At 46.6% G+C, this 23314-nt stretch carries 21 protein-coding genes and 1 pseudogene; 15 read left to right on the forward strand and 7 right to left on the reverse strand.

Annotated elements, in window-relative coordinates:
• Window positions 1-4: 4 nt before the first annotated feature.
• From NKT06_RS12450 to NKT06_RS12495, 10 genes and pseudogenes are all read left to right on the forward strand, one after another.
• Window positions 5-595: a GNAT family N-acetyltransferase gene (locus NKT06_RS12450; protein WP_253434389.1), complete on the forward strand. Its 591-nt coding sequence runs from the start codon at window positions 5-7 to the stop codon at window positions 593-595.
• 14 nt (window positions 596-609) lie between these two features.
• On the forward strand, window positions 610-1422 hold the full coding sequence (locus NKT06_RS12455) for a phosphotransferase family protein (protein ID WP_253434392.1): 813 nt from the start codon (window positions 610-612) through the stop codon (window positions 1420-1422).
• A gap of 277 nt (window positions 1423-1699) precedes the next feature.
• Window positions 1700-3922 (forward strand): class I SAM-dependent methyltransferase, encoded by a 2223-nt coding sequence (locus NKT06_RS12460; RefSeq protein ID WP_253434395.1) that lies wholly within the window; start codon window positions 1700-1702, stop codon window positions 3920-3922.
• Entirely contained in the window at window positions 3919-4497 is a 579-nt protein-coding gene (locus tag NKT06_RS12465) for a histidine phosphatase family protein (RefSeq protein ID WP_253434400.1), read from the forward strand. Before NKT06_RS12460 ends, NKT06_RS12465 begins: the two co-directional genes overlap by 4 nt.
• A 61-nt stretch (window positions 4498-4558) precedes the next feature.
• Window positions 4559-5221, forward strand: a complete 663-nt coding sequence (locus tag NKT06_RS12470) for a 3'-5' exonuclease (RefSeq protein ID WP_253434403.1) — start codon at window positions 4559-4561, stop codon at window positions 5219-5221.
• A gap of 22 nt (window positions 5222-5243) precedes the next feature.
• The gene (locus NKT06_RS12475; RefSeq protein WP_253434405.1) at window positions 5244-5618 is read left to right on the forward strand and encodes a hypothetical protein; all 375 of its coding nucleotides are present in this window, start codon (window positions 5244-5246) and stop codon (window positions 5616-5618) included.
• A 186-nt stretch (window positions 5619-5804) separates the two neighbouring features.
• Entirely contained in the window at window positions 5805-6803 is a 999-nt protein-coding gene (locus NKT06_RS12480; protein ID WP_253434409.1) for an ABC transporter substrate-binding protein, read from the forward strand.
• Between the two features lie 215 nt (window positions 6804-7018).
• Complete coding sequence (locus NKT06_RS12485; RefSeq protein ID WP_301289913.1) at window positions 7019-8575, forward strand: AraC family transcriptional regulator; 1557 nt, start codon at window positions 7019-7021, stop codon at window positions 8573-8575.
• A 131-nt stretch (window positions 8576-8706) separates the two neighbouring features.
• On the forward strand, window positions 8707-9024 hold the full coding sequence (locus NKT06_RS12490) for a hypothetical protein (protein WP_253434415.1): 318 nt from the start codon (window positions 8707-8709) through the stop codon (window positions 9022-9024).
• A gap of 86 nt (window positions 9025-9110) precedes the next feature.
• Window positions 9111-9296 (forward strand): annotated as a pseudogene (locus NKT06_RS12495) (hypothetical protein); the annotation flags it as partial.
• A 60-nt stretch (window positions 9297-9356) separates the two neighbouring features.
• Here the strand turns inward: NKT06_RS12495 and NKT06_RS12500 are convergent.
• From NKT06_RS12500 to NKT06_RS12530, 7 genes are all read right to left on the reverse strand, one after another.
• On the reverse strand, window positions 9357-10682 hold the full coding sequence (locus tag NKT06_RS12500; RefSeq protein WP_253434418.1) for an SLC5/6 family protein: 1326 nt from the start codon (window positions 10680-10682) through the stop codon (window positions 9357-9359).
• 1 nt (window position 10683) lies between these two features.
• Complete coding sequence (locus tag NKT06_RS12505) at window positions 10684-11382, reverse strand: response regulator transcription factor (RefSeq protein ID WP_253434422.1); 699 nt, start codon at window positions 11380-11382, stop codon at window positions 10684-10686.
• Between the two features lie 40 nt (window positions 11383-11422).
• Window positions 11423-12187: a sensor histidine kinase gene (locus NKT06_RS12510; RefSeq protein ID WP_253434425.1), complete on the reverse strand. Its 765-nt coding sequence runs from the start codon at window positions 12185-12187 to the stop codon at window positions 11423-11425.
• 185 nt (window positions 12188-12372) lie between these two features.
• The gene (locus NKT06_RS12515; RefSeq protein ID WP_253434428.1) at window positions 12373-13404 is read right to left on the reverse strand and encodes an ABC transporter ATP-binding protein; all 1032 of its coding nucleotides are present in this window, start codon (window positions 13402-13404) and stop codon (window positions 12373-12375) included.
• On the reverse strand, window positions 13401-14447 hold the full coding sequence (locus NKT06_RS12520) for an ABC transporter ATP-binding protein (protein WP_253434431.1): 1047 nt from the start codon (window positions 14445-14447) through the stop codon (window positions 13401-13403). Before NKT06_RS12520 ends, NKT06_RS12515 begins: the two co-directional genes overlap by 4 nt.
• A 12-nt stretch (window positions 14448-14459) precedes the next feature.
• A complete protein-coding gene (gene nikB, locus NKT06_RS12525) occupies window positions 14460-15380 on the reverse strand; it encodes a nickel ABC transporter permease (RefSeq protein WP_253434434.1) in 921 nt (306 codons plus the stop codon).
• Window positions 15381-15411: 31 nt separating this feature from the next.
• Window positions 15412-16296 carry an ABC transporter permease gene (locus NKT06_RS12530; protein ID WP_253434437.1) on the reverse strand — a complete coding sequence of 295 codons (885 nt, stop codon included), beginning with the start codon at window positions 16294-16296 and terminating at the stop codon, window positions 15412-15414.
• A gap of 214 nt (window positions 16297-16510) precedes the next feature.
• Between NKT06_RS12530 and NKT06_RS12535 the strand changes: the two genes are divergently transcribed.
• Genes NKT06_RS12535 through NKT06_RS12555 form a run of 5 tightly spaced genes read left to right on the forward strand, consistent with a single transcriptional unit; the run spans window position 16511 to window position 23206 of the window.
• Window positions 16511-17782, forward strand: a complete 1272-nt coding sequence (locus tag NKT06_RS12535; RefSeq protein ID WP_253442516.1) for an amidohydrolase — start codon at window positions 16511-16513, stop codon at window positions 17780-17782.
• 58 nt (window positions 17783-17840) lie between these two features.
• Window positions 17841-19130 (forward strand): amidohydrolase, encoded by a 1290-nt coding sequence (locus tag NKT06_RS12540; RefSeq protein ID WP_253434440.1) that lies wholly within the window; start codon window positions 17841-17843, stop codon window positions 19128-19130.
• 60 nt (window positions 19131-19190) lie between these two features.
• Complete coding sequence (locus NKT06_RS12545; protein ID WP_253434443.1) at window positions 19191-20747, forward strand: glutathione ABC transporter substrate-binding protein; 1557 nt, start codon at window positions 19191-19193, stop codon at window positions 20745-20747.
• A gap of 19 nt (window positions 20748-20766) precedes the next feature.
• Window positions 20767-22068 (forward strand): amidohydrolase family protein, encoded by a 1302-nt coding sequence (locus NKT06_RS12550; protein WP_253434445.1) that lies wholly within the window; start codon window positions 20767-20769, stop codon window positions 22066-22068.
• Window positions 22049-23206, forward strand: coding sequence for an amidohydrolase family protein (locus NKT06_RS12555; protein WP_253434449.1), 1158 nt, complete (start codon window positions 22049-22051; stop codon window positions 23204-23206). The genes NKT06_RS12550 and NKT06_RS12555 overlap by 20 nt, the downstream gene beginning before the upstream one ends.
• Window positions 23207-23314: the final 108 nt, after the last annotated feature.

Here is a 23314-nt window from a genome sequence, read left to right on the forward strand (position 1 = left end):
AACCATGACAGAGTCGTCTTCATTTAATCCAATTATGCTAACGATTCCCGAGAGCTTCCACACGGAACGTCTCACGATTCGAGCACCTCAGTGGGGGGACGGCGCAGCTTTTAATGAAGCGGTCCGTGAAAGTGCGGAGCAGCTGCAGTTGTGGTTGCCTTTTGCGGAGAAGATCCCGTCGTTGGAAGAGTCCGAGGCGACTGTTCGCAGAGCAAGACTGAAATATCTGGAACGTACCGACCTGATGCTCCATCTGCGAGACAGACATACGGATGAATTGGTAGGCAGCAGCGGGTTACATCGCATCGACTGGAATGCACGTTGTTTCGAGATTGGTTACTGGATTCGAACTTCACGAGCTGGTGAGGGTTTGATGACGGAAGCGGTGAAAGGCATTGAACAATTTGCCATTACGCATCTGGAGGCGAACCGCCTGGAAATCCGCTGTGATGCGCGTAATGTGCGAAGTGCCAAAGTAGCTGAAAGGGCGGGTTATACGCTGGAAGGCACACTACGCAAGATGCGGCGGAACAGTACAGGTACGCTGGTGGATTATATGGTTTTCTCTAAAGTCAGAGGAAGTGAGTTCGAGTAAAAGGGCGGGTAGATATGGAGCGAATTGGTCAGGGAAGAACTGCGGAAATCTATACGTATTCGAACGAGCACATTATGAAGTTATATCGAATGGATTTTCCACTGGAAGCAGTCCAGAATGAATTTAGAATAAGTGAGTTGGCATACAAAAAAGGACTCCCCGTTCCACAAGCAATATCCTTGATAGAACATACTAAGCCGCGTGCAGGGATTGTCTTTGAACGACTTCAAGGGAATACCCTGTTATCCCTCATCATTCAGCAGCCTGAGCTACTAGAGCAGTTGGCGTTGAAAATGGCTGAATGTCATTACAGACTTCACTGTGAGCGAGATGATGATGGAACACTCCCCTCACAGAAGCAGATTCTATCCAGAGCGATTCGCAATGTTCGATTATTATCAGAGGGTGATCAAGCGCGAATCCTCTCATACTTAACAACATTGCCTGATCAACAGCAGATCTGTCATGGCGATTTTCACCCCGATAATGTTATGCTCAGTGAAGCTGGCAATCAATACTGGGTTATCGATTGGATGACTGGTATGTCAGGAGATCCCGCGGGTGATGCGGCTCGTAGCTGGGTAATATTAATGAGCGGCACTTTGCCGGAGGATACAGAGCCTGCTATACGAAAGGGATTTGAAACGGCTCGTGAATCGCTGATCGAATATTACATCCAACATTATATGCATCTTTCCGGCATTACACGTGAAGCAATTGAATGCTGGATGCTGCCCGTTGCTGCTGCACGTCTTAACGAGGATCTGCCTGCTCAAGGGGTGGAACAGCTGCTCAAGTTGGTTCAGGAACGACTTCGTCTGTTATAAAAGTTGAATTTAAGATTATTTACGCAAACACTACGATGACAGAATAACCTTCCAATCGCTGTTATCCCCAGATTTTTCGATTCCCTTTTCCGAAGGGGGAAATCCGGGGATAAAGGCGAAGCGTATGCTTCCGATGCAGCTTTCTTGCAGAAAGCTTTTAGCTTCGCTTTTTCAGGTTTTTTCTGTCCTCTCCGTAATCGTGTTAATGATTAGTTCAACTTCTATAGACGAAACTAATGATTTTATATAAGGGTAGAGAACGAGAGGGGACGAATTCATGCTGCATTCATTAATGGCCATACAATCATACAAGTCAGGTAACACGCCGGAAGCCCAGCAGCCATGGCTGCAACTGCTGGCAGCAGCAGAGCAGCCCCACATTAACCTCGAACGCATTCATTCCATCGCCGAACTTGAGGGCACGAATCCGGTGCTGGATTACACCGAGCGTACACTGCATGTGCTGGAGAAGCTTCAGGTTTCTTTTTGGGTGCGAGAAATTCTGGAGGAGGTTCTAATCTGGTCAGAGACAGCGAAGGCCGGATCACGGGAGCAGCGGCGTGTATGGCAAAAGCAGGGCGTTAATCTGTTTGTGCACAATGTGGGATCCGCGCAGTTATACGATCTATACATAGGGGCAAACCACTTGGATAACGACATCGGTAAGAGCGGTGGGACGAGTATAAATCAACCTGGTTCTCTGAGCGATGCCTTAAGTAAAAACGCGGATATGAGCAAGCATGCTGTGTTGACTTCACATACACCAAGGCATGAGGTTATTCGTACTCTAATTGCTACGCATGGACTTATTGGGCAATACATACGCGGCGAGATTCCATTTGCCGAGAATGCTCCGCTGCACGCCTTGATCGTCAAAGGATGGCTTACTACAGACGAACTGCACACCATACTGTTGGCATTAAATGAGTGCATTATTGCAGGCGTTGATCCAGCGTTATGGGTTCAGGTTCAGGCTGAGGTACAGCGAATTGTAGGCTGGATTATCACTGGACCGGATCATGAGGACTGGAGCGTGAAGGAACGGTTATCCCGCTTAAGAAGTTCATCCATTCGGCAGGGAGAAGCTGTGGATACGGCTTACGCCAAGCTCCAGACGGAACTGAATGTAGAACAGGCACTGGCTCCGCTGGCTCATCGTACGCTGTGGTATGTAGAGTCGGCTATGCAGGATTTCTCGTTGCAGGAGATGGTGAAAGTGTTCCTGTTGACGCTGCGCAGCGAGAGCATGACTCCAACATCCATTGAGAAACAGTCTGATATAGTCCGCCATATTAGTTTTGAGCCCTTGATGAATACGATGTATTACGACTATAAAGGGGTCAAGAAGCTCAACATTTACAAGAAACGAATGATTGAAAAATATTTGGAACAATACGCATGGGAACAGATAGTGGCAGGGGAGCAGATCGTCTATCCCCATCTAACCCATCGCACTGAGCGTCATGTGGATCTGCCGGATACATTATTCGTGACCTTCGAATTTTCCCCCGCTGCCGAGAAGCTGATCGCATTCTGTATTGAAGCGGAAAAGTCACCATTATATGAGAAGGCTGTATTGCTGTTATTTGACCTGTTCGGATTGCGGCGGGATGCCTATGACCGGTTCCACAACGAAGAGACGTATTTGTCCGATATGAACAGCTCCGGTGATTATAAAAAAGTACTGCTCGACTATATCGTTGGTAAACGGGTACTTGATATCGGTCCAGGTGGAGGAATTCTGCTGGATCTGATTGAGCAGGAAAAACCGGAAGTGGAGCCGATCGGTATCGACATCTCAGCGAATGTCATTGAAGCGCTGGAACGCAAAAAACAGCGTGAGGGACATCGCTGGCAAGTCATGAAGGGCGATGCCCTGCAACTGGAGCAATATGTGCAGCCAGGCACCGTGGATACGGTTATTTTCTCATCCATTCTGCATGAATTATATTCATATATTGAACTGGACGGTCGAAGATTTAATTCCGATACGGTTGTGGCAGCGCTGAGAAGTTCATTCCGTGTACTGTCACCTGGAGGAAGAATTCTGATTCGGGATGGTATTATGAGTGAACCGGAGGCACAGAAGCGCCGGATTCGTTTTCTGGAACTGGATGGGATGCGCTGGCTGGAGCGATACGCAGAGGATTTTCAGGGACGAGCGATAAAATATGAACGAATATCAGACAACGAGGTCGTCATGCCAATCAACGATGCGATGGAATTTCTCTACACTTATACGTGGGGTGAAGAGGCATATGTGCATGAGATTCAGGAACAGTTCGGTATTTTTACACCGACCGACTATAAGAACTGTATCTTAGAAGCGCTAGGCGAACAAGCTGAGATGATGACCTTCGAACATTTCCTTCAGGAGGGTTATACGGAAGCACTTGGAGAACGAATTATCTTCATGAAGGAAGATGGCTCCCCTGCGCCTTTGCCAGACAGTACCTGCCTGATTGTCATTGAGAAGAAGAAAGGATTAGCGAACGCATGATGAGCGAGGACATTACTGTTTTGTATTTTGTCAGACATGCGGAGTCTAGGTATGTTGAGGGAAGAGAACGCGAGCGTGGGCTGACAGAACAAGGTCATCAAGATGCGGGAACGGTTGCCAGTCTGCTCCAAGGGGAGCAGATTCAACTGTTCTATTCCAGCCCTTACAGGCGAGCGGTGGATACAATTCAGATTCTGGCAGAGCGGTCAGGTGGAATTGTGGTGACAGAGGAAGATCTGCGTGAACGCCAGTTGTCGAGTTCGGATGTGAGGCACGATAATTTTCGTGAAGCCAAGCAGCGGTTGTACCGCGACCCTACGTATGCGTATCCTGGTGGAGAGTCTGGTGAACAGGCTCGCTCAAGGGCAGTAGCGGTGATCGATAGAATTCTGGATAAACATGCCGGTCACAAGGTAGTCATCGGAACCCATGGAGATGTAATGACGCTTATTTTTCAACATTATGATTCTTCCTACGGTTATGACTTCTGGGAAAGTACTACGATGCCGGATATCTATAAGTTGGAGTTTGACGGAACGCACAAGTTGGTCCAGGTCAACCGATTGTGGGAGTGAAAGGTTAATATATGAGAAATGCATTAACCCTGATGAGAGTAGAGAGGTGTGAGTTGAACGGATGAAAATTACGCTGTTACCTGATACATACTTTATTGAAAATCTAACTGTATCCCCATTACAGGATAGAATGTACTGTATATTTGATCTCGAAGGTACGGGGATTAATCCTGTGGTGGAGAGTGTGACACAATTTGGTGCGATGCATTACCAAAGAGGTCAACAATGTAATACAACATTTTCTTTACTTACTCGGGCGAACAAACCTATACCAGAAGCTGTGGCGAAATTAACAGGCATTTCGAATGAGGATATGGTAGAGGCTCCGTCGTTTGTAGAAGCATTTCAGTCCTTTCAGGAATTCATTGGAGATAGCGTTCTTGTGACACAAGCAGGCTATGAATATGATCTGCCCATCTTGAAGCGACATTGCGATGAGTATGGTCTCCCGATGTTGACTAACCAGGTATTGGATACAAAAGCGATGTTCACGTACATTCATCCTGAGATTACCGAGGTCGTCTCTACGGATTTTCTGATTCGATATTACGATCTGAATACAGATGGGATTCACAGGCACAATGCTTTGGCAGATTGTGGTGTGATCGCAGGTATCTTTGAACGTATCCTTAGCGAATATGAGGAACTTCAATTAGATCATTTTACAGCTGATCCCAAGCGCATGATGAAGCGTTTTGTTATACCTGAGATGTATCTGACATAATGAAGAACTGGAGGGGAGATCGATGAGCAGAACAGATGTGGAGAAGCTGCTGTCGGAACTTAACGAAGGACGGATTCTGACTCAGCAGACATTCGAAGGATTGGATGTGGAAGTTTACCTGGATGACAGGGATGCCTCAACGTTTGCTGACGAGTGGATGCAATCCTTTGAACGATGGGCTCAAGCTACTGCTGTGGCTGAAGAAGAGGTGCTGCGCGCATGCAGGGAACAGGCGTTCAAACAAACGTTAGCTCTCACTGGCGAGCCTGAGTTAGCAGGGTATGTGAGTGATGATCTGGGTTTAATTGGCGCTGCACTGTTACAGGATGCGGTGAATGATATCTTTGTGAACAAGCTGCTGGAAAGTTATCGTCAAGGTAGGTTGCCCCTGCGATAAGCGGGGGAAAAGCCACGTTGGCTCTTTTCGTTTGTATAAAAAAATAGCATCAAATGTACATTGTGAGTCGGTTGAAGCATGAGTTACAATTCACCTAAGCAATAGATGAGAATGATAATCATTATACGTTATATGTATTACATTCTCACGATTACATCAACAGATCATATAGGGGTGAAGGGTATCATGGTAGGTTTTATTAAAGGTATAAAAGGGTGGACAATCACATTACTTCTCATGGGTCTCATGATTTCAGGATGTAGTACGAATACTGCTACGAATGCGGAACAGACTCCTGCAACTGAAAGTGCAGCTTCTGGAGAAAATACTTCCGGAACCGAGACAGAGCCTGCGACACGAGTTGTTCAGGATGAATTTGGAGATGTGACGATTCCGGTTCAACCACAGCGGATTGCTGGAATATATGTAGAAGATTATCTGAAGGCACTTGATATTACACCTGTAGTACAGTGGTATCATCCTTTATGGGGTGTGCAGGATTATTTAGGACTGGATGTTCCGCAATTTGATATTACGGGCAGTATTGAAGCTTTGTTGGAATATGATCCGGATCTCATCATTGTGGATGGTGCAGCAGATGCGGAGAAATATGAGATGTATTCGAAGGTGGCACCGACGTATCGCTTGCCCGAGAGCGTACTGCAGGATTCCAATCAAATTCTGAAAACCATTGCTGACATTGTAGGCAAACCGGATAAAGGTAAAGAGGTTGCTGAGGCATTTGAGGCTAAGATTGCAGATGCCGAATCGAGGCTGCAAGAAGCGGTTGGAAACGAGACCGTCGCAGTAGTCCGGCTGAATGTTAATGATAATACGCTGGCGTTGTTCGGCATCAAAAATCGCTACACTGGATTTATCTATTCGGAGTTAGGTCTGACACCTCATCCATTGGTAAGTAAGATGGAAGAGTACCAGGAAATATTGTCAGAGGAGGCCATTCCACAACTTGATGCGGATCACCTCATTATTTTCCCTTCCAATGGAGAATGGTCATCTCCCGAGAACAAGGAAGCTTTGAAGGTGCTTGACAGCAAGTTGTGGCAATCCCTTCCGGCGGTTAAGAACAATCAGGTGTATATCATGGAAAGATCACATTGGCAATCAGGTGCAATTACAGCGAATTCCATGAAAATTGATGATCTCTTGGAAAAGATGACTCCATAGTATAATCCCATAAGCAAGAAAGTTCTTCAGTCAGGGTTGAAGAGCTTTCTTTTTTCGTATACACTATTTTAAATGATAACAATTCTCAGTTAAGGACGATGAACATGTGCCCCACGATAATACAATGGATTCCCAAGCCCTGGCTGTGCACGCTTCAGCAGATGGAATACATAAATCACAATAAACCTGATATCGATAAATGTTCTTTACACAGAATGTCATCCACATACTCCATATTGGTTATAACGTCTGGAAAGGGTTCGATGCTTTACTCGGATCGGGAATCTCATCATTTGGAAAAAGGAATGATTATGTTTGTTCCAGCGGGAACACCCACTAAGATAGATTGCTCTCCTTGGGCAGAAAGTGATTTGCAATATTATAAGCTTGATCTGGGTGTAGCTGAGGTGAAAGAAGATATTTCAGACCATTCGTTTACGATCATCAAGGCTGAGCAGCATGAGTTTCTTAAAGAGATTAAGGCTCAAGAAGCGTTCCCTCTTATTCAGCTGAATTACAGTCCGTGGAGTTCATGTCTGGAAGCCTTGGAACAAATACTGCGTCAACAGGTCACTGGCGATTGGCTGGAGCAATGGGAGGTACAGCTTCGTTTCCAGGAGTGGTTCCGTGCCTTGCTTCGACAGAGTGATCCCGAAACAGATGCACCAGATGACCGTGCCCGTGTTCAAAGTTCAATTCGTTACATTGGCGACCACTATGATCAGACGATAACCGTTGACGAGCTTGCGGCAGATATTGGTCTAACCAGAGCCAGCTACACTAGGCAATTCAAAAGGATTACAGGCAAGCTTCCGCTTGATTATGTGAATACGGTTCGGCTGGAGCGCTCGAAGCAACTATTACAGCTGACGGATGATCGCATCCATGAGATTGCTCAGAATGTGGGATTCAGCAGCGAGTATTATTTTGGTCGCCGATTCAAGCAATATGCTGGTATTTCACCCGGGTTGTATCGCCGTCATCACCGCCAAGAGGTTCGTGTGTTTGCTCCGTATCTGGAAGACTTTTTGTTGGCCGTGGGCATAAAACCTGTATTGCAATGTTCCCATCACTCCTGGGGTAGACAGCATTATCTGGGGTTGGATGACGTACCCGAATTTGATGTGAGCCAGATGGATGCAGAGTTTAATCTGGGCAATGAACCTGACTTTATCATGCTGGACAAGGGATATCATAGATGGAATCTGGACCGCTTTGAGCAGGTCGCCCCTACGTTTTACGTAGAACAGCTGGGAGAGGATTGGCGCTCCATTCTGAGATCGACAGCCGATGTATTGGGGAAGGTGGATCGGGTCCAAGATGTAATTGGTGCGTATGAGGACAAGGCATTGGAAGCGAAAGGACGTTTAACACGTTATATGCGTGGTCAGACGGTAGCATTTTTGCGCATATCAGCGTCTGATATTACGCTTTATGGGGATCAGCAGGGCTACGTTGGACCTGTAATTTATCAGGATCTTGGACTGACTCCGCACTCCCGTGTGCAGCAATGGACAAGACACGAGCGCAGGATTTCCATTGGATTGGAGCAGTTAAGTCAACTTGATGCGGATCACTTGTTGATTACTTTTGATACTGGGGATTCTTCTGAACCAGGAGATGAGCGCGAACTACTCGACAGGGATGAATGGAAACGCCTGCCCGCGGTGAAGAACGGTAATGTGTACGAAGTAGATTTCATGAGTTGGATGAACTACGGTGTGATATCCCATGGGAAGAAGATTGAGGATATATTGCGGTTTATGGCTTGAGGAATGGGAGCTAAAACTACAAACAAGCTGGTTTCAATAATTAAATTAAACTCGAAGAAAAATGAAAAAAATATTCTACTAATCGGATTTACTGTATGATATAGGAAAATGAATTGGAGAATAGACATCCTATGCAGAAAAAAATCTGGGCATCGCTTTTAGTAGTAGCTGTTATTGGAATGGTTCCTGTTACAGAGGTACCGAGGACTACGGTTGCCGAATCGCATGAAATCTTGCCTGAAGATCTTCCGGAAAGCTTACAATATGATTCTAATCATCCAGATGTAATTTATGTGAAGGACTGTGGGGTCTACGAGAAAGTTGATTCGAGTTTAGTAGATTACGGCGAAGAAGAAGTTGTGTTCGATGATTTACAAAAGGTAAAAGACAAAACGAATGTAATTGTTGCTTATGAAGCGATTTACGTCAAAAAAGGTGAGTGGGAATAGGTCATGCAATAGATTTATAATCTGGAGCGCAAGGAGAGTTTTATTCTTCTTGGGCTTCTTTTTATAACCAATAAAAAAATAAATCTCAAGAATTCGACCTAAGCATGAACGAAGTAAATGATTTTATCAACTGGTATGAAGCCAAACAAGCGGGAAGTGGAAAAGCTTCGTATGCGATTGATAAACACGACAACAACAAAGGGCCTTTTAAGAGTCGGAAGGATTATATCCTGTTTGATCGAGTGCTGACGTTTGAGGTAAGTGAATATTAAAAAATGTGAAGTTCCTCCAGCTTAGCTGAAGGGGCTTCTTTTTTTGTTTACTTTGATGAATTAGCGATCTAAATCCATTGACGTGTGTTGAGTGTGGCGACGAAGACCTAACGTTACGAGTAGATAAATACAGGTTAGGACAGCCGATACAGCACTGCTAATCCAGATTCGTTCAAGCCCCGAAAAAGAGGAAAACAGCTGCAGCAAAAATTGAGCGATCCATCCCCCCAGTGTGATAAGAGGAAGTGCAATGCCCTGTGGGCGCTTGTGAATTAAAGTCAGGAGCAGCATGGGGCCAAGCATGCATCCATGCAATGATCCGAACAAATACAGGATTTGAATCGGGGTCAACGATACGGAAAGGGAAATGATAGTTGCTATAAACATGGCCATGCAAATGATGATGTTCCGGGTACGTTTTTCACCAGAGTTGGCAAGGTTGAATTGTTCCATACATAATTTCAGAACGGCTTGAAACCGGCTGATATAGGACACCGTGAACATCAGGATTAGACATATAATCAACATTCCGAACAAAACGGGTGAATGGGTAATGGACAATAGCGGATAGATCAGAGACGGTATATTGGCCAGCCCACCAGAATGAATAGAGACCATCACGAGCAGTAGAAAAGCCATCAGCACCGTCGCATACATCATGCCTGACATCATAAATGCTGGCACAATTTTGGATCGTTCCATGTGAAATAGACGCTGCCAAGTAGCGGGATCAGCGATAACCTGTCCCAGACCAACCAATACACCCGTTGCGATAAAAAGCAGGGCAGAATGGTTGTCAATCACAAGCATATAAGGATGATAGAGGCGAATTCCAGAGTAAACTGGGTCAACACCTTGCTGGATAAAATAAAACAAAGGAAACATGATGGCAACGCTGAAAGTCAGAATGACTTGGGGAATAGCCAATGCATAGAGTGTCTGTAATCCAATAAAACCAGCAAGCAAAGAGCAGATGACGATAAAAGACGTTCGCCCAGCAACTTCGGGAAGACCGAATAATTGCTGAAAGAAGAATCCGGATACCATTCCTTGCAGGAGAACCGTCTCCAGAAGCAGTATCGCAAAAAATCCTGTCATCAAACGAGCACCTGAAGGTGTCAGTTTGGCTGTCAGCCATTGACTCAGTGTTGCCGCGTCACCGGAGTGGCTTCTCACATATTTGCCCAGCCATCCAAATAACATCAGCGCGAGGGCTGTCGCGAGAGAGTACCCCAAAGTGCCGTACAAGCCATAACGCATCAATGCTTCAGGTGAATCTACAATATTGAGCCCGGTGAGCCATCGCCCAAGCAGCGCAATGGCTCCAAGTCCAATCCCCAGTTTGATAGGCGCCGCCAAATTGTTGCGGAAATGATTGTAACGCATCTTAACTCCTCTTCTCACGGAACTTTTTGGGTGGCATCCCCACATGTTTATGGAATTGTGTGCAGAAGTAATGCTGGCTGTTAAAGCCACATCGCTCAGCAACGTCTGCAATATTCAAATCTGAATGACGGTGAAGAAGCTGTTTGGCGTACTCCATTCGTAATTGATTCAAATATTCAGAGAAAGAGATGCCTACTTCTTCATGGAAGAGTCGACTTAGATAGGTTGGATTCATGTGAACAGCTGAGGCGAGCCCGGAGAGATTGATTTTTCCTGAAAACTGTTTTTGCATAATCTGGAGTGCTTCCTGAATGACTTTGGACTGCACGGCCGGCGAGTCATTGTGATCAAACTGATGTAGTACTTCGAGCAATTCCTGTTCAATGACGGGTTTGGTGATGTAATCCATAACTTTCAGCTTGATCGATTGACGAGCGTATTGAAAGTTGTGGTGTGCAGAGATCATGATAATATGAATTTCGGGGTGAAGACTGCGCAGGTCCTCGGCAACGAGCAGACCGGATTTGCCAGGGAGATTAATATCGAGCAGGGCGAGTTGAATCTGTACTTCTTGTCCAATCGATGTGGCTTGTGTTCCATCGGCAGCTTTGTAGAGACGCCAGAAAGGAAATTGAGGCTGAATTAGAAATTCCAGCTGCTCCAGTTCCAGAGGCTCGTCATCAACCAGCAATACATTCATGATGAAGTCCCCCCTATTCGTGATGTATCGTTCTCCGTTTCTAATGAGCTTTCAATATCTCTTCTTGAGTATAGGGCCAACTGACCTCAACGACAGCTCCTCCTTGTGGTCCAGCTGATAAGCGGAGAGAACTCTCCTCACCAAAAAAGATATGCAGTCGCTTTCTGATATTTTCCAGCCCATGTCCTTGAATCACTTCATCTGAGGATGCTGGTGTGAGACCCACACCATTATCGATTACGGTAAGCAACACTTGCTTTTGATTTCGAAGACAACGGATGGTTAACTCGACAGGGCCCATTTTGGGTTCAAGTCCATGTTTGAACGCATTTTCTACAATCGTTTGAAGCACAAAGGGAGGGATGAAAGCATTAAGCACATTCTCATCGTAATCTGTGAAAAGTCGCAACCGTTCACCAAAGCGTAGATGCTGAATCTCCAGGTAATGACCGGTATAACGAATCTCCTCTTCCAGACGAATCATGGGCTCATCGGTATTGTACTTGAATTTGAGGAATTTGGAGAAAACCTCAAGTGCACCAACAACTTGTTCGGTACGACGTAGTCTGGCCAGACTGAGAATAACGTTGAGGGTGTTAAACATAAAGTGAGGTTGGATCTGTTGACTAAGCTGTAAATACAGTGATTTTTGGGACTCTTTCTCCAGCTCGATCTGCCTTGTTTGCATCCGAAGCAAGTCCAGCTGTTTCTCGAAAAAAAACAAAATCAATAGAGCAATCGCCCCCACAATGGGAGCGATTATGAATATTAGGACGATGAGGGTAAATTGATCAAGATTAATCATGATGGTCCTCCATGCTAAATGCTAACATTGGGTGTCTATTGAATCTGATAGAGCCATCCGTAAATCATAAAATTATTAAAATATGAAGTTGAAAGAGAAATGTATTGTCATCTTAATTTATTTTGGTAAGTGATTCAATAGAGGGAAAGCATTTTGTAAATGGTGCCCAAAAAAGATTCATGATTTTAGGAAATCAGATGGCAGGCAGCCTGATGTCCCTCATGAATGGTGCGCAGTTCGGGAACTTCAGAAGAGCAGCGATCAACTGCAAATGGACAACGGGTATGAAACCGGCATCCACTAGGTGGGTGGATGGGAGAAGGGATATCACCGGTTAACTGAACACGATCTTTTGGCTGATTACGTTTCGTCGATGGAATGGAACTCAGCAGTGCGCGTGTATACGGATGTTGCGGGTGATCAAACAGTGATTTTTTATCAGCGATCTCAACGATTGTGCCCAGGTACATTACGATCACACGATCAGAGATGTGACGAACCACACCAAGATCATGGGAAATAAACAGGTAGGTCAGTTGATGTTGTTTCTGAAGTTTTTTAAGCAAATTAATAATTTGAGCCTGAATGGATACATCCAGTGCGGAGACGGCTTCGTCACAGATAATTAATCGGGGCTCCAGGGCAAGTGCTCGAGCGATACCAATCCGCTGGCGCTGCCCACCACTAAATTCATGAGGCAAACGATCAATATGCTCCGTACGCAAACCAACATTGTCCATCAGTTCACGGATGCGTTCATCCTGTTTGTTACGGGGGACTACTTTCTGGATTTCCAGTGCTTCCTTCAAAATTTGCCGTACGGTCTGGCGTGGGTTTAAAGAGGCGAAGGGGTCTTGAAAAATAATCTGCATATCCTTGCGCATTCGCTTTAACTCAGCTTTGTTTAACTCTAGAATGTTTTTGCCCTGAAAATAAATCTCTCCACTCGTAGGGTCATCGAGTCGCAGGATGGAACGTCCCGTTGTTGATTTGCCACAACCTGACTCCCCTACAATGCTGAGCGTTTCACCTGCATAGATTTGAAAACTGATGTCATCCACAGCTTTGACATGGTGAACCACTCTGCCAAGCAGGCCTCCTCGAATCGGAAAGTATTGTTTCAAATGCCTGATATCCGCAAGGACATCAGAATTAGAAAGTGCCGAAGATTTTATGTCCGTTGCGGACAATGGTTGGTTCACATGGATGCTTGTCATATCACTTTGCTCCCTTCCTGATTCGAAATGTGCGGTTGGCCGCTTGCATCACAGTCACTCCATTTTTCGTCATACATCCAACATCGTACCGATTCTTCATCGGAACTTTTCAATAGCTCAGGCTGAGCCATAGAACAGATATCTTTGCGGAAAGCACATCTGGGGGCGAATCGGCAACCTGAAGGCAGATCATAAGGACTCGGAACAGTTCCCGGGATGGCTAACAACTCTTCCTGGTCCTCATCGATCCTTGGCAGTGACTGAAGCAGTCCCTGGGTGTATGGATGTTTGGGGTTATCAAATATGGAATCTACAGATGCGTATTCAACAATCTGTCCTGCATATAGAACCGCTACGCGGTCACAGGTTTCTGCAACAACACCCAGATCATGTGTGATCAGGATGATGGACATGCCCATACGCTGCTGGAGTTGCTTCATCAGATCAAGAATCTGAGATTGTACGGTTACATCGAGCGCAGTCGTGGGTTCGTCTGCGATTAACAGATCAGGTTGACAAGCCATAGCCATTGCAATCATGACGCGTTGACGCATGCCGCCACTAAGCTGGAAGGGTTCCTGATGCGCGCGTTCTTCAGGGGAGGGTATTCCTACCATGCGCAACAGTTCAACAGCTTTTGCCCAAGCTTCTTTCCGACCCAGGTTCTCATGCAGCCTGAATACCTCAGCAACCTGTTCTCCGACTGTATAAACAGGATTCAGCGAGGTCATCGGCTCTTGAAAAATCATGGATATCTCTTTGCCACGAATGCGCCGCATCTGTTCTTCAGACTTGGTCAGCAGATCCTCATTTTTGAACAGAATCTGACCTCCGACCGTTCTTCCCGGACGACTTAGAAGCTGCATGATGGAGAGGGAGGTCATGCTTTTTCCACAACCGGATTCTCCAACCAGACCTAATGTTTCTCCCCGATATACACTGAAATCAATGCCATCAACGGCTTTGCTAATTCCTTCGTCCGTAAAAAAGTATGTTTGCAGTCCTTGTACTTCCAGCAACTTCTCCTGCGTGATCCTAACCATGCAATCTCCTCCTTAATCCATCTCAATTCTTTTATTGAAGTACCGGTATAACAGATCCACACCCAGATTCACGAATACAAAAATGACAGAAGCAACCAGTACGCCTCCTTGTACGACAGGGAGGTCCCTCATACGGATGGCATCAACGATCAATCGGCCCAGACCATTGATAGCAAATACGGATTCGACCAGAACCGTCCCGCCAAGCAGTGTTCCAAATTGCAATCCGATGACAGTGATTACGGGAATAAGCGCGTTTTTGAGGGCGTGTTTGTAAACAATGAGTCTATTTTTCAGACCTTTTGCCCGTGCGGTACGGATGTAGTCCTGATGAATGACATCCAGCATACTGGAACGGGTCATGCGGGCAACGATGGCGGCTCCCGAAGCACCAAGTGTAATAGCAGGTAAGATGACGTGTTCCAGGCTTCCCCAGCCGGTAACGGGCAATAGATGATATTTGACGGAGAAAAAGGAGATTAACATCATGCCCAGCCAGAAGCTGGGGAGTGAGATGCCCAGCAGGGCAACCAGCATAATCAGGCGATCCGCTGTACTATGCTGGCGGGTGGCGGATACAATTCCCGCTATCATACCGAGTACAATCGTGATGACAATACTCGCGAGTGCCAATTGAATGGTGGTGGGCAAACGAAGCATAATTTCGTCCATTACCGGATGGTCTGAGCGATACGAGGTTCCCAGATCTCCGCGAAACACATCGAGTACATACTGGATGTATTGCAGTGGAAGAGGTCGATCAAGTCCCAGATCATGGCGGATGGCTTGTACCGTTTCTTCAGATGCTCCGTCTCCAGCGATGAGAACGGCAGGGTCTCCGGGGACCATCTGCATAATGAGAAAGACGACTAGAATGACGCCAAATATAACGGGAACGGTCTGAATGAGGCGTCGCACAATGTAAGTCAGCATATAGGATGTTCTCTTCCTTTCATGAGCAAAGTTATTTTAATTTGGGGTCAAGTGCATCCCGAAGACCATCACCAAACAGATTGAAGCCGATCACGAGTGTGGATATGGCGAGACCGGGGAAAAGAGCCAAATATGGGGCACTGAACATGTAATCACGTCCACTGCTTAACAGGGCGCCCCATTCTGCGGAAGGAGGCTGAGCACCCAGACCTAGAAAGGAAAGGCCTGCTGCGGATAGAATGGCAGTTGCGAGGCGCAACGTAATCTGCACGATAATAGGCGACATAATATTGGGCAATATGTGCACGAGAATGATTCGCAGATCACTTCCGCCAAGCGTGCGTATGGAATCAATGTATTCGAGCTTACGGACGGTCAGTGTTGAGCCTCTTACAATTCGTGCGAACATGGGAATGGAAAAGACACCAACAGCGATCATGACATTGATCAGGCTTGCTCCCAGTGCGCTGACGATAGCCAAAGCGAGCAAAATACCTGGGAAGGCCAGAAGGATATCCATGATTCTCATAATAATGGCATCCATCCAGCCACCGTAGTAACCAGCTATCAGACCCAGAAGCACGCCGAAGATTGCACCAATACTTACAGCAGCAACACCGATTAATAGAGATAAACGTGTTCCGTAGATGATACGGCTAAGCAAGTCGCGACCCTTATCATCCGTACCCATCCAGTGATCCCAGGAGGGGAGAAGTAATTTGTCAGGCAGATGAATGTTATAAGGATCGTATGGAGCAATCCACGGGGCAAAAAGAGCAACAATAATATAAAAGAGAACAATGAGGCCTCCGGCAGAGGCTAGTTTGTTTGCTGCCATACGGGTAAGAAACTTACGGAGTTGACCAGATCTTATTACCTTGTGTGGAGCAGCAGGTGTGATCACAGATTGATTCATAGGAGCCTCCCTTTTCGCTTGATATGTTAATAAAACTAACACACAATAGTGATAAATAAAGGATTTCTACTCATTAAGTAAAAAAAACGAAAATTTAAGTAAAGATCATGTAAATAAACATGACAATTAATCGCTAGAATGAAATTCAAGGCAGGTTTGATAGCCTCCAACTCCAAAAAAGAAGCTAAGAAGGGGGAGATGCGAATTGGACTACATGAATTCAACAGACTACTGGCTGCTTAATGTTCAGATTGAACGCCGCTATGTCTATGACGGGGATGCTGTACGGGGTACGGAAACAGAACTTAGTCATGTACAGATTAGAGAAGGGTTGATTGTGCAAGTCATTGCGGCTGACAGGATGAATTCGGTCAACATGGACGGAGAACAGATTCTGGCGGAGCCTGTGTATGATGGCAGAGGAATGTTGATGTTACCTTCATTTACCGAGAAGCATGTTCATCTGGATAAAACGTTGCTGGGAGAACCGTGGCAAGCGGTTATACCCGCCAGCGGGGTGGCCGGCAGATGTGAAATCGAAAAAAGACTTCTTCCGCAGCTTGTCACACCGCCGTTGCAAAGGGCAGAACTTCTGCTTCAACGTCTGATTGAAGCAGGTTCTACTCATATACGGACCCATATCGATGTGTATCCTGAAGCAGGAACGAAACAACTGGAACCCGTATTGAACTTGTTCCATTCCTATCGTCATGAGATTACACATGAGGTTGTGGCGTTCCCTCAGCATGGTTTATTGCGTTCAGGCAGCAAGGCATTGGTTCGTGAGGCGCTTCAGAAAGGGGCTCATCTGGTCGGCGGGGTTGATCCTGCAACAATGGACACAGATCTGGAGGCGAGTTTGCAGCTGATGGTGGAGCTTGCAGTTGAAGCGGGTGCAGGTATTGACCTGCATCTCCATGATCCGGATTATTTGGGCACCTATACAATGAAGAGATTGGCAAGATTAACTGTGGAGGCAGGACTGCAGGGTAACGTATCGATCAGTCATGCATTTGCACTTGGTGAAGTCAGTGAGGCAGAAGCGCGATCTATAGCAGATCTGTTGGCAGAGGCGGGAATAACCATCATAACCAGTGCGCCTCATGGTCGAACACTGCCACCTGTGCCTCTGCTGTGGGAGCATGGAGTGAATGTGGAAGCAGGGTGTGACAACATTTATGATACGTGGCAACCCTTCGGAAACGGGGACATTCTGGAACGAGCTTCGAGACTCGCAGAACGGTTTGCCTGGATTGATGAACGCTCGTTAGCCCGGTCGCTCAGACTGATCACGGGAGGCAGAGAAACACTGGATGCTCAAGGTGAACGGATGTGGCCTGTTCCGGGCGATTCGGCAGATTTGATATTGGTCGATGCGAGTTGTGCAGCGGAAGCTGTCGCCCGCAGAGCACCAAGAAAAGCGGTTTTCTCCAAAGGACATCTTATCTGGGATGATCAGAAGGGACACCGAAAGATGCATGATTAAGCCTGTTTGACAAACCTACGGATGTTTATTGGATTCGGATCATTTGACGAAAAAGGGGATGAGGAGCATTATACAGCATCAGCATACACCGTATTGGTTACGCAATGTCCGTCTGGAACAAGGGTATCGTTATGAGAATGATCAAATAATCGGGACCATAAGTGAATTGTTTGATCTGTGGATCGAACACGGAAAAATCATGCGCATCGTTAAAACGGAAGATCGTAATAGTTCAGATTCGTTAACGGTTACTACAGAATTGATGAATGAAGGAGAAGCGGAGTTGGCCATGCCAAGCTCAGATCGGGATGCGGGAGGGATGCTGCTTTTACCCGGGTTCCGCGAAATGCATATTCACATTGATAAAACATATTACGGTGGACCTTGGATCGCGCCGACGCCACCTGAAGGAATTTTCAAAAGAATTGCAGAGGAGCGTGAGCTATTGCCACGGCAATTGCCGCATGCGCAGGAGAGGGCTGTGAAAGTATTATCTCTTCTTCAATCCAGCGGGGTTACGCATGTGCAAACCCACTGCAATATTGATCCTCAGATTGGGCTTGCCAACCTTGAAGCAACCGTGTCAGCTGCGGCTCAGTTTAGCGAGAGTCTCACGTGTGAGACCGTGGCGTTTCCACAACATGGTCTTCTACGAAGTGGCGTCGTTGCAGAAATGAAAGAGGCACTGCGACGCGGTGCGCGCTGGGTAGGCGGGGTGGACCCGGCAACGGTGGATAACGATATTGAAAAATCTCTCTTTACCATCATGGACCTGGCGGTGGAAGCTAATGCAGGAGTGGATATTCACATTCATGATCCGGGTCATTTGGGCACATTTACGATGAATCGTCTTGCGGCGATGACGGAGCAGGCCGGTTGGCAGGGGAGAGTGAATGTGAGCCATGCACTGGGTTTTGCAGACGTTACAGAAGCGATGCAGGTGCAACTGGCCGAACGGTTTGCGGAACTGGATATCTCGATAACCTCAACTGTACCGCTTAACCGCTGGATGCCCTATTCTCTTCTGAAGAAATACGGAGTTCGAGTTGAATTGGGTGAAGATACCATTACGGATCACTGGGGACCTTTCGGCCGTGGGGACATATTGGAACGAGCCGGACGGTTGGCTGAGCGTGAGAGATGGAGTTCAGAACGGGGATTAGCCGAGACACTGGGATATATTACAGGGGGAATCACCCCGTTAGATGAGCGAGGTAATGTTCAATGGCCTCTCATTGGTGATCCAGCGACAGCGGTTCTTGTGCAGGCTTCCTGCTCGGCTGAAGCGATCGCAAGGCGTTCAACGCGAGGTGCATTCATATATCAGGGAAATCTTGTTAACGGGTAACAATCAGAAATATTACATCATTTAATTCAATTTAATTCATAACGGAAGTAGGAGATTATATTGAAAAAAAGAGGGTTTGTTGGAAGCATGCTGGCATTGTCCATGACACTTGTAATCAGCGCCTGTTCATCGGGAGGAACATCCACTGCTGGTGGCGAAGCGGTCTCTCCGGGAGAACGCCAATCGGGCGGTACACTGGTCATCGCGAGACAGAGTGATGCAAATAATCTGGACCCTCAGTACAGTTCTCAGATTAATTCCATGGCGGTATACCATCATAAAATAACAGAAGGGCTTGTCTTAATGGACAAGAACAGCAAGTACCAACCGTTGCTGGCTACGGAATGGACACAACGGAATGATACAACATGGGAGTTCAAATTGCGTGAGGGAGTGTCTTTCCATGATGGGGCACCTTTTAATGCAGAGGCTGTTCAAAAAACGTTTGAACGTATTCCGACGACACCCAAAGCAGGTATGTTCTCCATGATCAAGGAAGTGAAGGCAGTGGACGAGCATACGATTCAGTTCATCTTGAATTATCCTTACGCTCCAATCATGTCGCTGCTTGCCAGTGCGGAAGGAAATATACTCAGCCCTGCTTCCATAGAATCGGCGGGAACAGATATGGTGAAGGAACCTGTCGGAACAGGACCGTTTGTATTTGAATCATGGACACCAGGAGACAAAATTGTACTTGCTAAAAATGAAAATTATTGGGGTGACAAACCAAACATCGATAAAGTGGAGTTTAAAACTGTCCCGGAAGATACGACCCGCTTAGCCATGGTTGAGACAGGAGAGGCTCAGGTAGCAGAGCAGGTTCCCTCCACGGAGATTGCACGAATTGAAGCATCTTCAACCATGAAACTGGGGCGTTACGAGGCTTTTTCTACGGACCATATAGGGTTTAATACAAGCAAAGAGCCATTTAACAACCCGTTGGTTCGTCAGGCTGTAGCATATGCGGTGGACAAGGAATCTATCGTCAGCGGCGTGTACAACAATATTGGCAAGGTAACGGACTCCACACTTGGAACCACGATGATCGGATACAGTTCCAATGTAAAGGGGTACAGTTATGATCTGAACAAAGCAAAGTCCTTGCTTGCTGAGGCTGGGTATCCGGAGGGGTTCTCAGCCACGTTATATACCAGTGATAACAAAACAAGAGTGAACGTAGCAGAGGTATTACAGTCTCAGTTGAAAGGTATCGGAATTAACCTTGAGGTGAAAGTACTGGAGTTTGGAGCTTACATTGATGCAGCAGCCAAAGGGGAAACCGAAATGTTCCTGAGTGGGTGGGGAAATGCAACAGGCGATGCCGATTATAATCAGTTTAACTTGTTTCACAGCACCTCCAAAGGAGTCCCTGGTAATCATTCCTTCTATAATAATCCGGAAGTGGATCAATTCATTGAGGATGCCCGGAAAGAAACGGACCCCGATAAACGCACAGCCATTTATGAAAAAGCCATCCAACTTGAGCTGAACGATGTTCCCATTCTACCATTCCGTAATGGCGAGAATCTGGCAGCCCTCTCCAAAGATGTGGATGGGGTATGGATTAGTCCATCCGGTTTTGTTGAAATCAATAGCGCAAGCTTTCTGAAATAAGGACGGAGGAGTGGTCAACATGATCCGCCAACTCATTCAAAATTGCCGGATTCCCGGGAGTTATGGACTTCATAATATAGAATTGTATGGTACAACCATTGAACAGATCCTGCCGTCTTCGGACGGTGGGGGTTCATCCATAAGTGACATGACAAGTATGATCCATGGAGAACTTGAAGAAAATCATGGGCGGTATGGATTTATATTTGATGCCAAGGGTGGTCTCGTACTGCCAGGATTAATTGAACCACACATCCATCTGGAAAAGGCGCTTTTGCTTGATCGCATGCCTGGTGATGCTTCCTCATTGCAAGAAGCGATCTCGATGACAGCTGCGCTTAAGGCGGGGTTCACGGAGTTCGATATGATCCAAAGATCCGTAGAAGTCATCCAAAAACTGTCCAGTTACGGTGTAACCAGACTTCGTTGTCATGTTGAAGTGGACCCCATGCTGGGACTACGGGCTATGAATAGTGCGTTGACTGTAAAAGAAAAAATGGAGCATATGATGGGGATCCAGATTGTGGTCTTTCCGCAAGAAGGGATCATTAGGGCTCCAGGTACCGCAGACCTTATGGAAGAGGCAGTACGGATGGGAGCCGACGTAATTGGTGGAATTACTTATGTTGATCCTGAACTGGATGATCATCTGAACTTTGTTTTTGAACTGGCTTCGCGGCACAATCGCCCCCTTGATTTTCATGCTGATTTCTCATTAAATCCTGAAGATGAAGCTATACTTCACATTGCGAATAAGACCTTGGATTATGGGTTCCAGGGCAGAGTTTCGGCTGGCCATGTCACTTCGCTTGCGGCTATGCCATGGGAAAAGGTGAAGTTATACGCCAGAAAGATTGCAGAAGCGGATCTCCATGTCATGACTCTTCCTGCAACAGATCTATACTTGAATGGCCGAGCGGATAACGATAACACTCGCAGAGGCATAACGCCGGTTAGTTTGTTGCGGGACGAAGGGGTGAACGTAATCTACGGCGCCAACAATATTCAAAATGCCTTTACACCTTTTGGTAATGGCAATCCGCTCGATATTGCTTGGTTGCTTGCCCATACGGCCTACATGGGGAGTGAAGCGGATGCCGATACATTGGTGGAGATGGCAACACTTAGTGCAGCACGGGCACTGGGAATAGACAATTACGGTCTTCGAGCTGGAGCACAGGCCGATCTGGTCATATTTCCAGTGCAGTCCAGGCGTGAACTGATTATTGAACGACCGCGGCCTGTTGGAGTATGGAAGAAGGGTCGCCTTCTGACTACGAAAGTGGAGGATGGAGAATGTCATGAAATTAGTTATCGATAATGTACTTTTGCCTACGGGAACACACACATTGGTTATTGAAGAGGGGAAGATTACACAGGTCGTGGCAGAATCCACGGATCAGGACCAAATCATACAGGCTCGCCACAGCGATGCCGATTCATGGAACGCTGCCGGGCTTGTGTACCTTCCCACACTTGCAGATATGCATTGTCATCTGGATAAACATCATATCGGTGAACGCTGGATTCCCCTGGAGCCGTTCCAGACACTGGAATCACATCTTGCTTATGAGAAAAAACTGCTGGGTGGATTGACTCAAACGGTGGGAGAACGGGCGAAAGTTCTTGCGGAACAAATGATTGATTATGGTACAACGCGCATTCGTACACATGTTGATGTGGATCCTGAGGTTGGTCTCCGAAATCTGGAGGCCATACTACGCGTACGAGAAGAGCTTTGTGATTACATGGACATTGAGATTGTAGCATTTCCACAGCAAGGGCTCATTCGTTCATCATCTGAACAGATCGTGAGGGAGGCTCTGGCACTGGGTGCCGATCTGGTTGGTGGTGTTGACCCGGCAGGTCTCGATGGGGATATGGAACGCAGTTTACAGATGATGTTTGATATCGCTACAGCTGCAGGTAAGGGGATCGATCTTCATCTTCATGATGGAGGTGAAACCGGTTTAGCTACCCTACGGCGATTTGCTGAATTGACAAGAGAGGCAGGACTACAGCATCGAACAGCGGTTAGCCATGCCTATTGCTTGGGGGAGCAAACGGAATCCGACGTACAGCCAACCCTTGATGTGTTAAAACATGCCGGAGTAACACTCGTATCTAGTGTACCTATTGATCGTCCGATGCCGAGAGGAAGCCAAGTTCTCGATACAGATGTTAACTTTATGCTTGGCTCCGATAACATCCGTGATGCCTGGTCACCATTTGGCAACGGGGATATGTTACAGCGAGCTTCCCGAATGGCTGAACGTGAAAATTGGGTCAGTGATGACAGGTTGCTGGGCACGTATGCTTGGGTGAGTAATGGCAAGTTAACGCCAAGCGTCGGTGATCCGGCTGACTTCATGTTAGTTCGGGCATTGAACGCCCAGCACGCCCTAGCTTCTGTACCCGCGCGCGCCGCAGTATTCAAAAAGGGTAGACGTATTCGTTAAGATAGAAAATAGGCTACACATATTTTACATTCCGAACACAAATGTCGAAGCAAATGTCCTTGACTGCCTTTTTACAACATACCATTAACTAAAGGGCAATTCGAAGGG

The sequence above is a fragment of the Paenibacillus sp. 1781tsa1 genome, assembly GCF_024159265.1.
Taxonomy (GTDB): Bacteria; Bacillota; Bacilli; order Paenibacillales; family Paenibacillaceae; genus Paenibacillus.

Excerpts from the sequence above, each read along its gene's own strand:
- NKT06_RS12485 (WP_301289913.1), top strand. The coding sequence starts at position 7,019 with ATGTCATCCACATACTCCATATTGGTTATAACGTCTGGAAAGGGTTCG.
- NKT06_RS12470 (WP_253434403.1), top strand. The coding sequence starts at position 4,559 with ATGAAAATTACGCTGTTACCTGATACATACTTTATTGAAAATCTAACT.
- NKT06_RS12460 (WP_253434395.1), top strand. The coding sequence starts at position 1,700 with ATGCTGCATTCATTAATGGCCATACAATCATACAAGTCAGGTAACACG.
- nikB (WP_253434434.1), bottom strand. The coding sequence starts at position 15,380 with ATGCTGACTTACATTGTGCGACGCCTCATTCAGACCGTTCCCGTTATA.
- NKT06_RS12505 (WP_253434422.1), bottom strand. The coding sequence starts at position 11,382 with ATGAATGTATTGCTGGTTGATGACGAGCCTCTGGAACTGGAGCAGCTG.
- NKT06_RS12480 (WP_253434409.1), top strand. The coding sequence starts at position 5,805 with ATGGTAGGTTTTATTAAAGGTATAAAAGGGTGGACAATCACATTACTT.
- NKT06_RS12455 (WP_253434392.1), top strand. The coding sequence starts at position 610 with ATGGAGCGAATTGGTCAGGGAAGAACTGCGGAAATCTATACGTATTCG.
- NKT06_RS12475 (WP_253434405.1), top strand. The coding sequence starts at position 5,244 with ATGAGCAGAACAGATGTGGAGAAGCTGCTGTCGGAACTTAACGAAGGA.
- NKT06_RS12450 (WP_253434389.1), top strand. The coding sequence starts at position 5 with ATGACAGAGTCGTCTTCATTTAATCCAATTATGCTAACGATTCCCGAG.
- NKT06_RS12555 (WP_253434449.1), top strand. The coding sequence starts at position 22,049 with ATGAAATTAGTTATCGATAATGTACTTTTGCCTACGGGAACACACACA.
- NKT06_RS12515 (WP_253434428.1), bottom strand. The coding sequence starts at position 13,404 with ATGACAAGCATCCATGTGAACCAACCATTGTCCGCAACGGACATAAAA.
- NKT06_RS12490 (WP_253434415.1), top strand. The coding sequence starts at position 8,707 with ATGCAGAAAAAAATCTGGGCATCGCTTTTAGTAGTAGCTGTTATTGGA.
- NKT06_RS12550 (WP_253434445.1), top strand. The coding sequence starts at position 20,767 with ATGATCCGCCAACTCATTCAAAATTGCCGGATTCCCGGGAGTTATGGA.
- NKT06_RS12500 (WP_253434418.1), bottom strand. The coding sequence starts at position 10,682 with ATGCGTTACAATCATTTCCGCAACAATTTGGCGGCGCCTATCAAACTG.
- NKT06_RS12535 (WP_253442516.1), top strand. The coding sequence starts at position 16,511 with ATGAATTCAACAGACTACTGGCTGCTTAATGTTCAGATTGAACGCCGC.
- NKT06_RS12510 (WP_253434425.1), bottom strand. The coding sequence starts at position 12,187 with ATGATTAATCTTGATCAATTTACCCTCATCGTCCTAATATTCATAATC.
- NKT06_RS12530 (WP_253434437.1), bottom strand. The coding sequence starts at position 16,296 with ATGAATCAATCTGTGATCACACCTGCTGCTCCACACAAGGTAATAAGA.
- NKT06_RS12520 (WP_253434431.1), bottom strand. The coding sequence starts at position 14,447 with ATGGTTAGGATCACGCAGGAGAAGTTGCTGGAAGTACAAGGACTGCAA.
- NKT06_RS12540 (WP_253434440.1), top strand. The coding sequence starts at position 17,841 with ATGAGGAGCATTATACAGCATCAGCATACACCGTATTGGTTACGCAAT.
- NKT06_RS12465 (WP_253434400.1), top strand. The coding sequence starts at position 3,919 with ATGATGAGCGAGGACATTACTGTTTTGTATTTTGTCAGACATGCGGAG.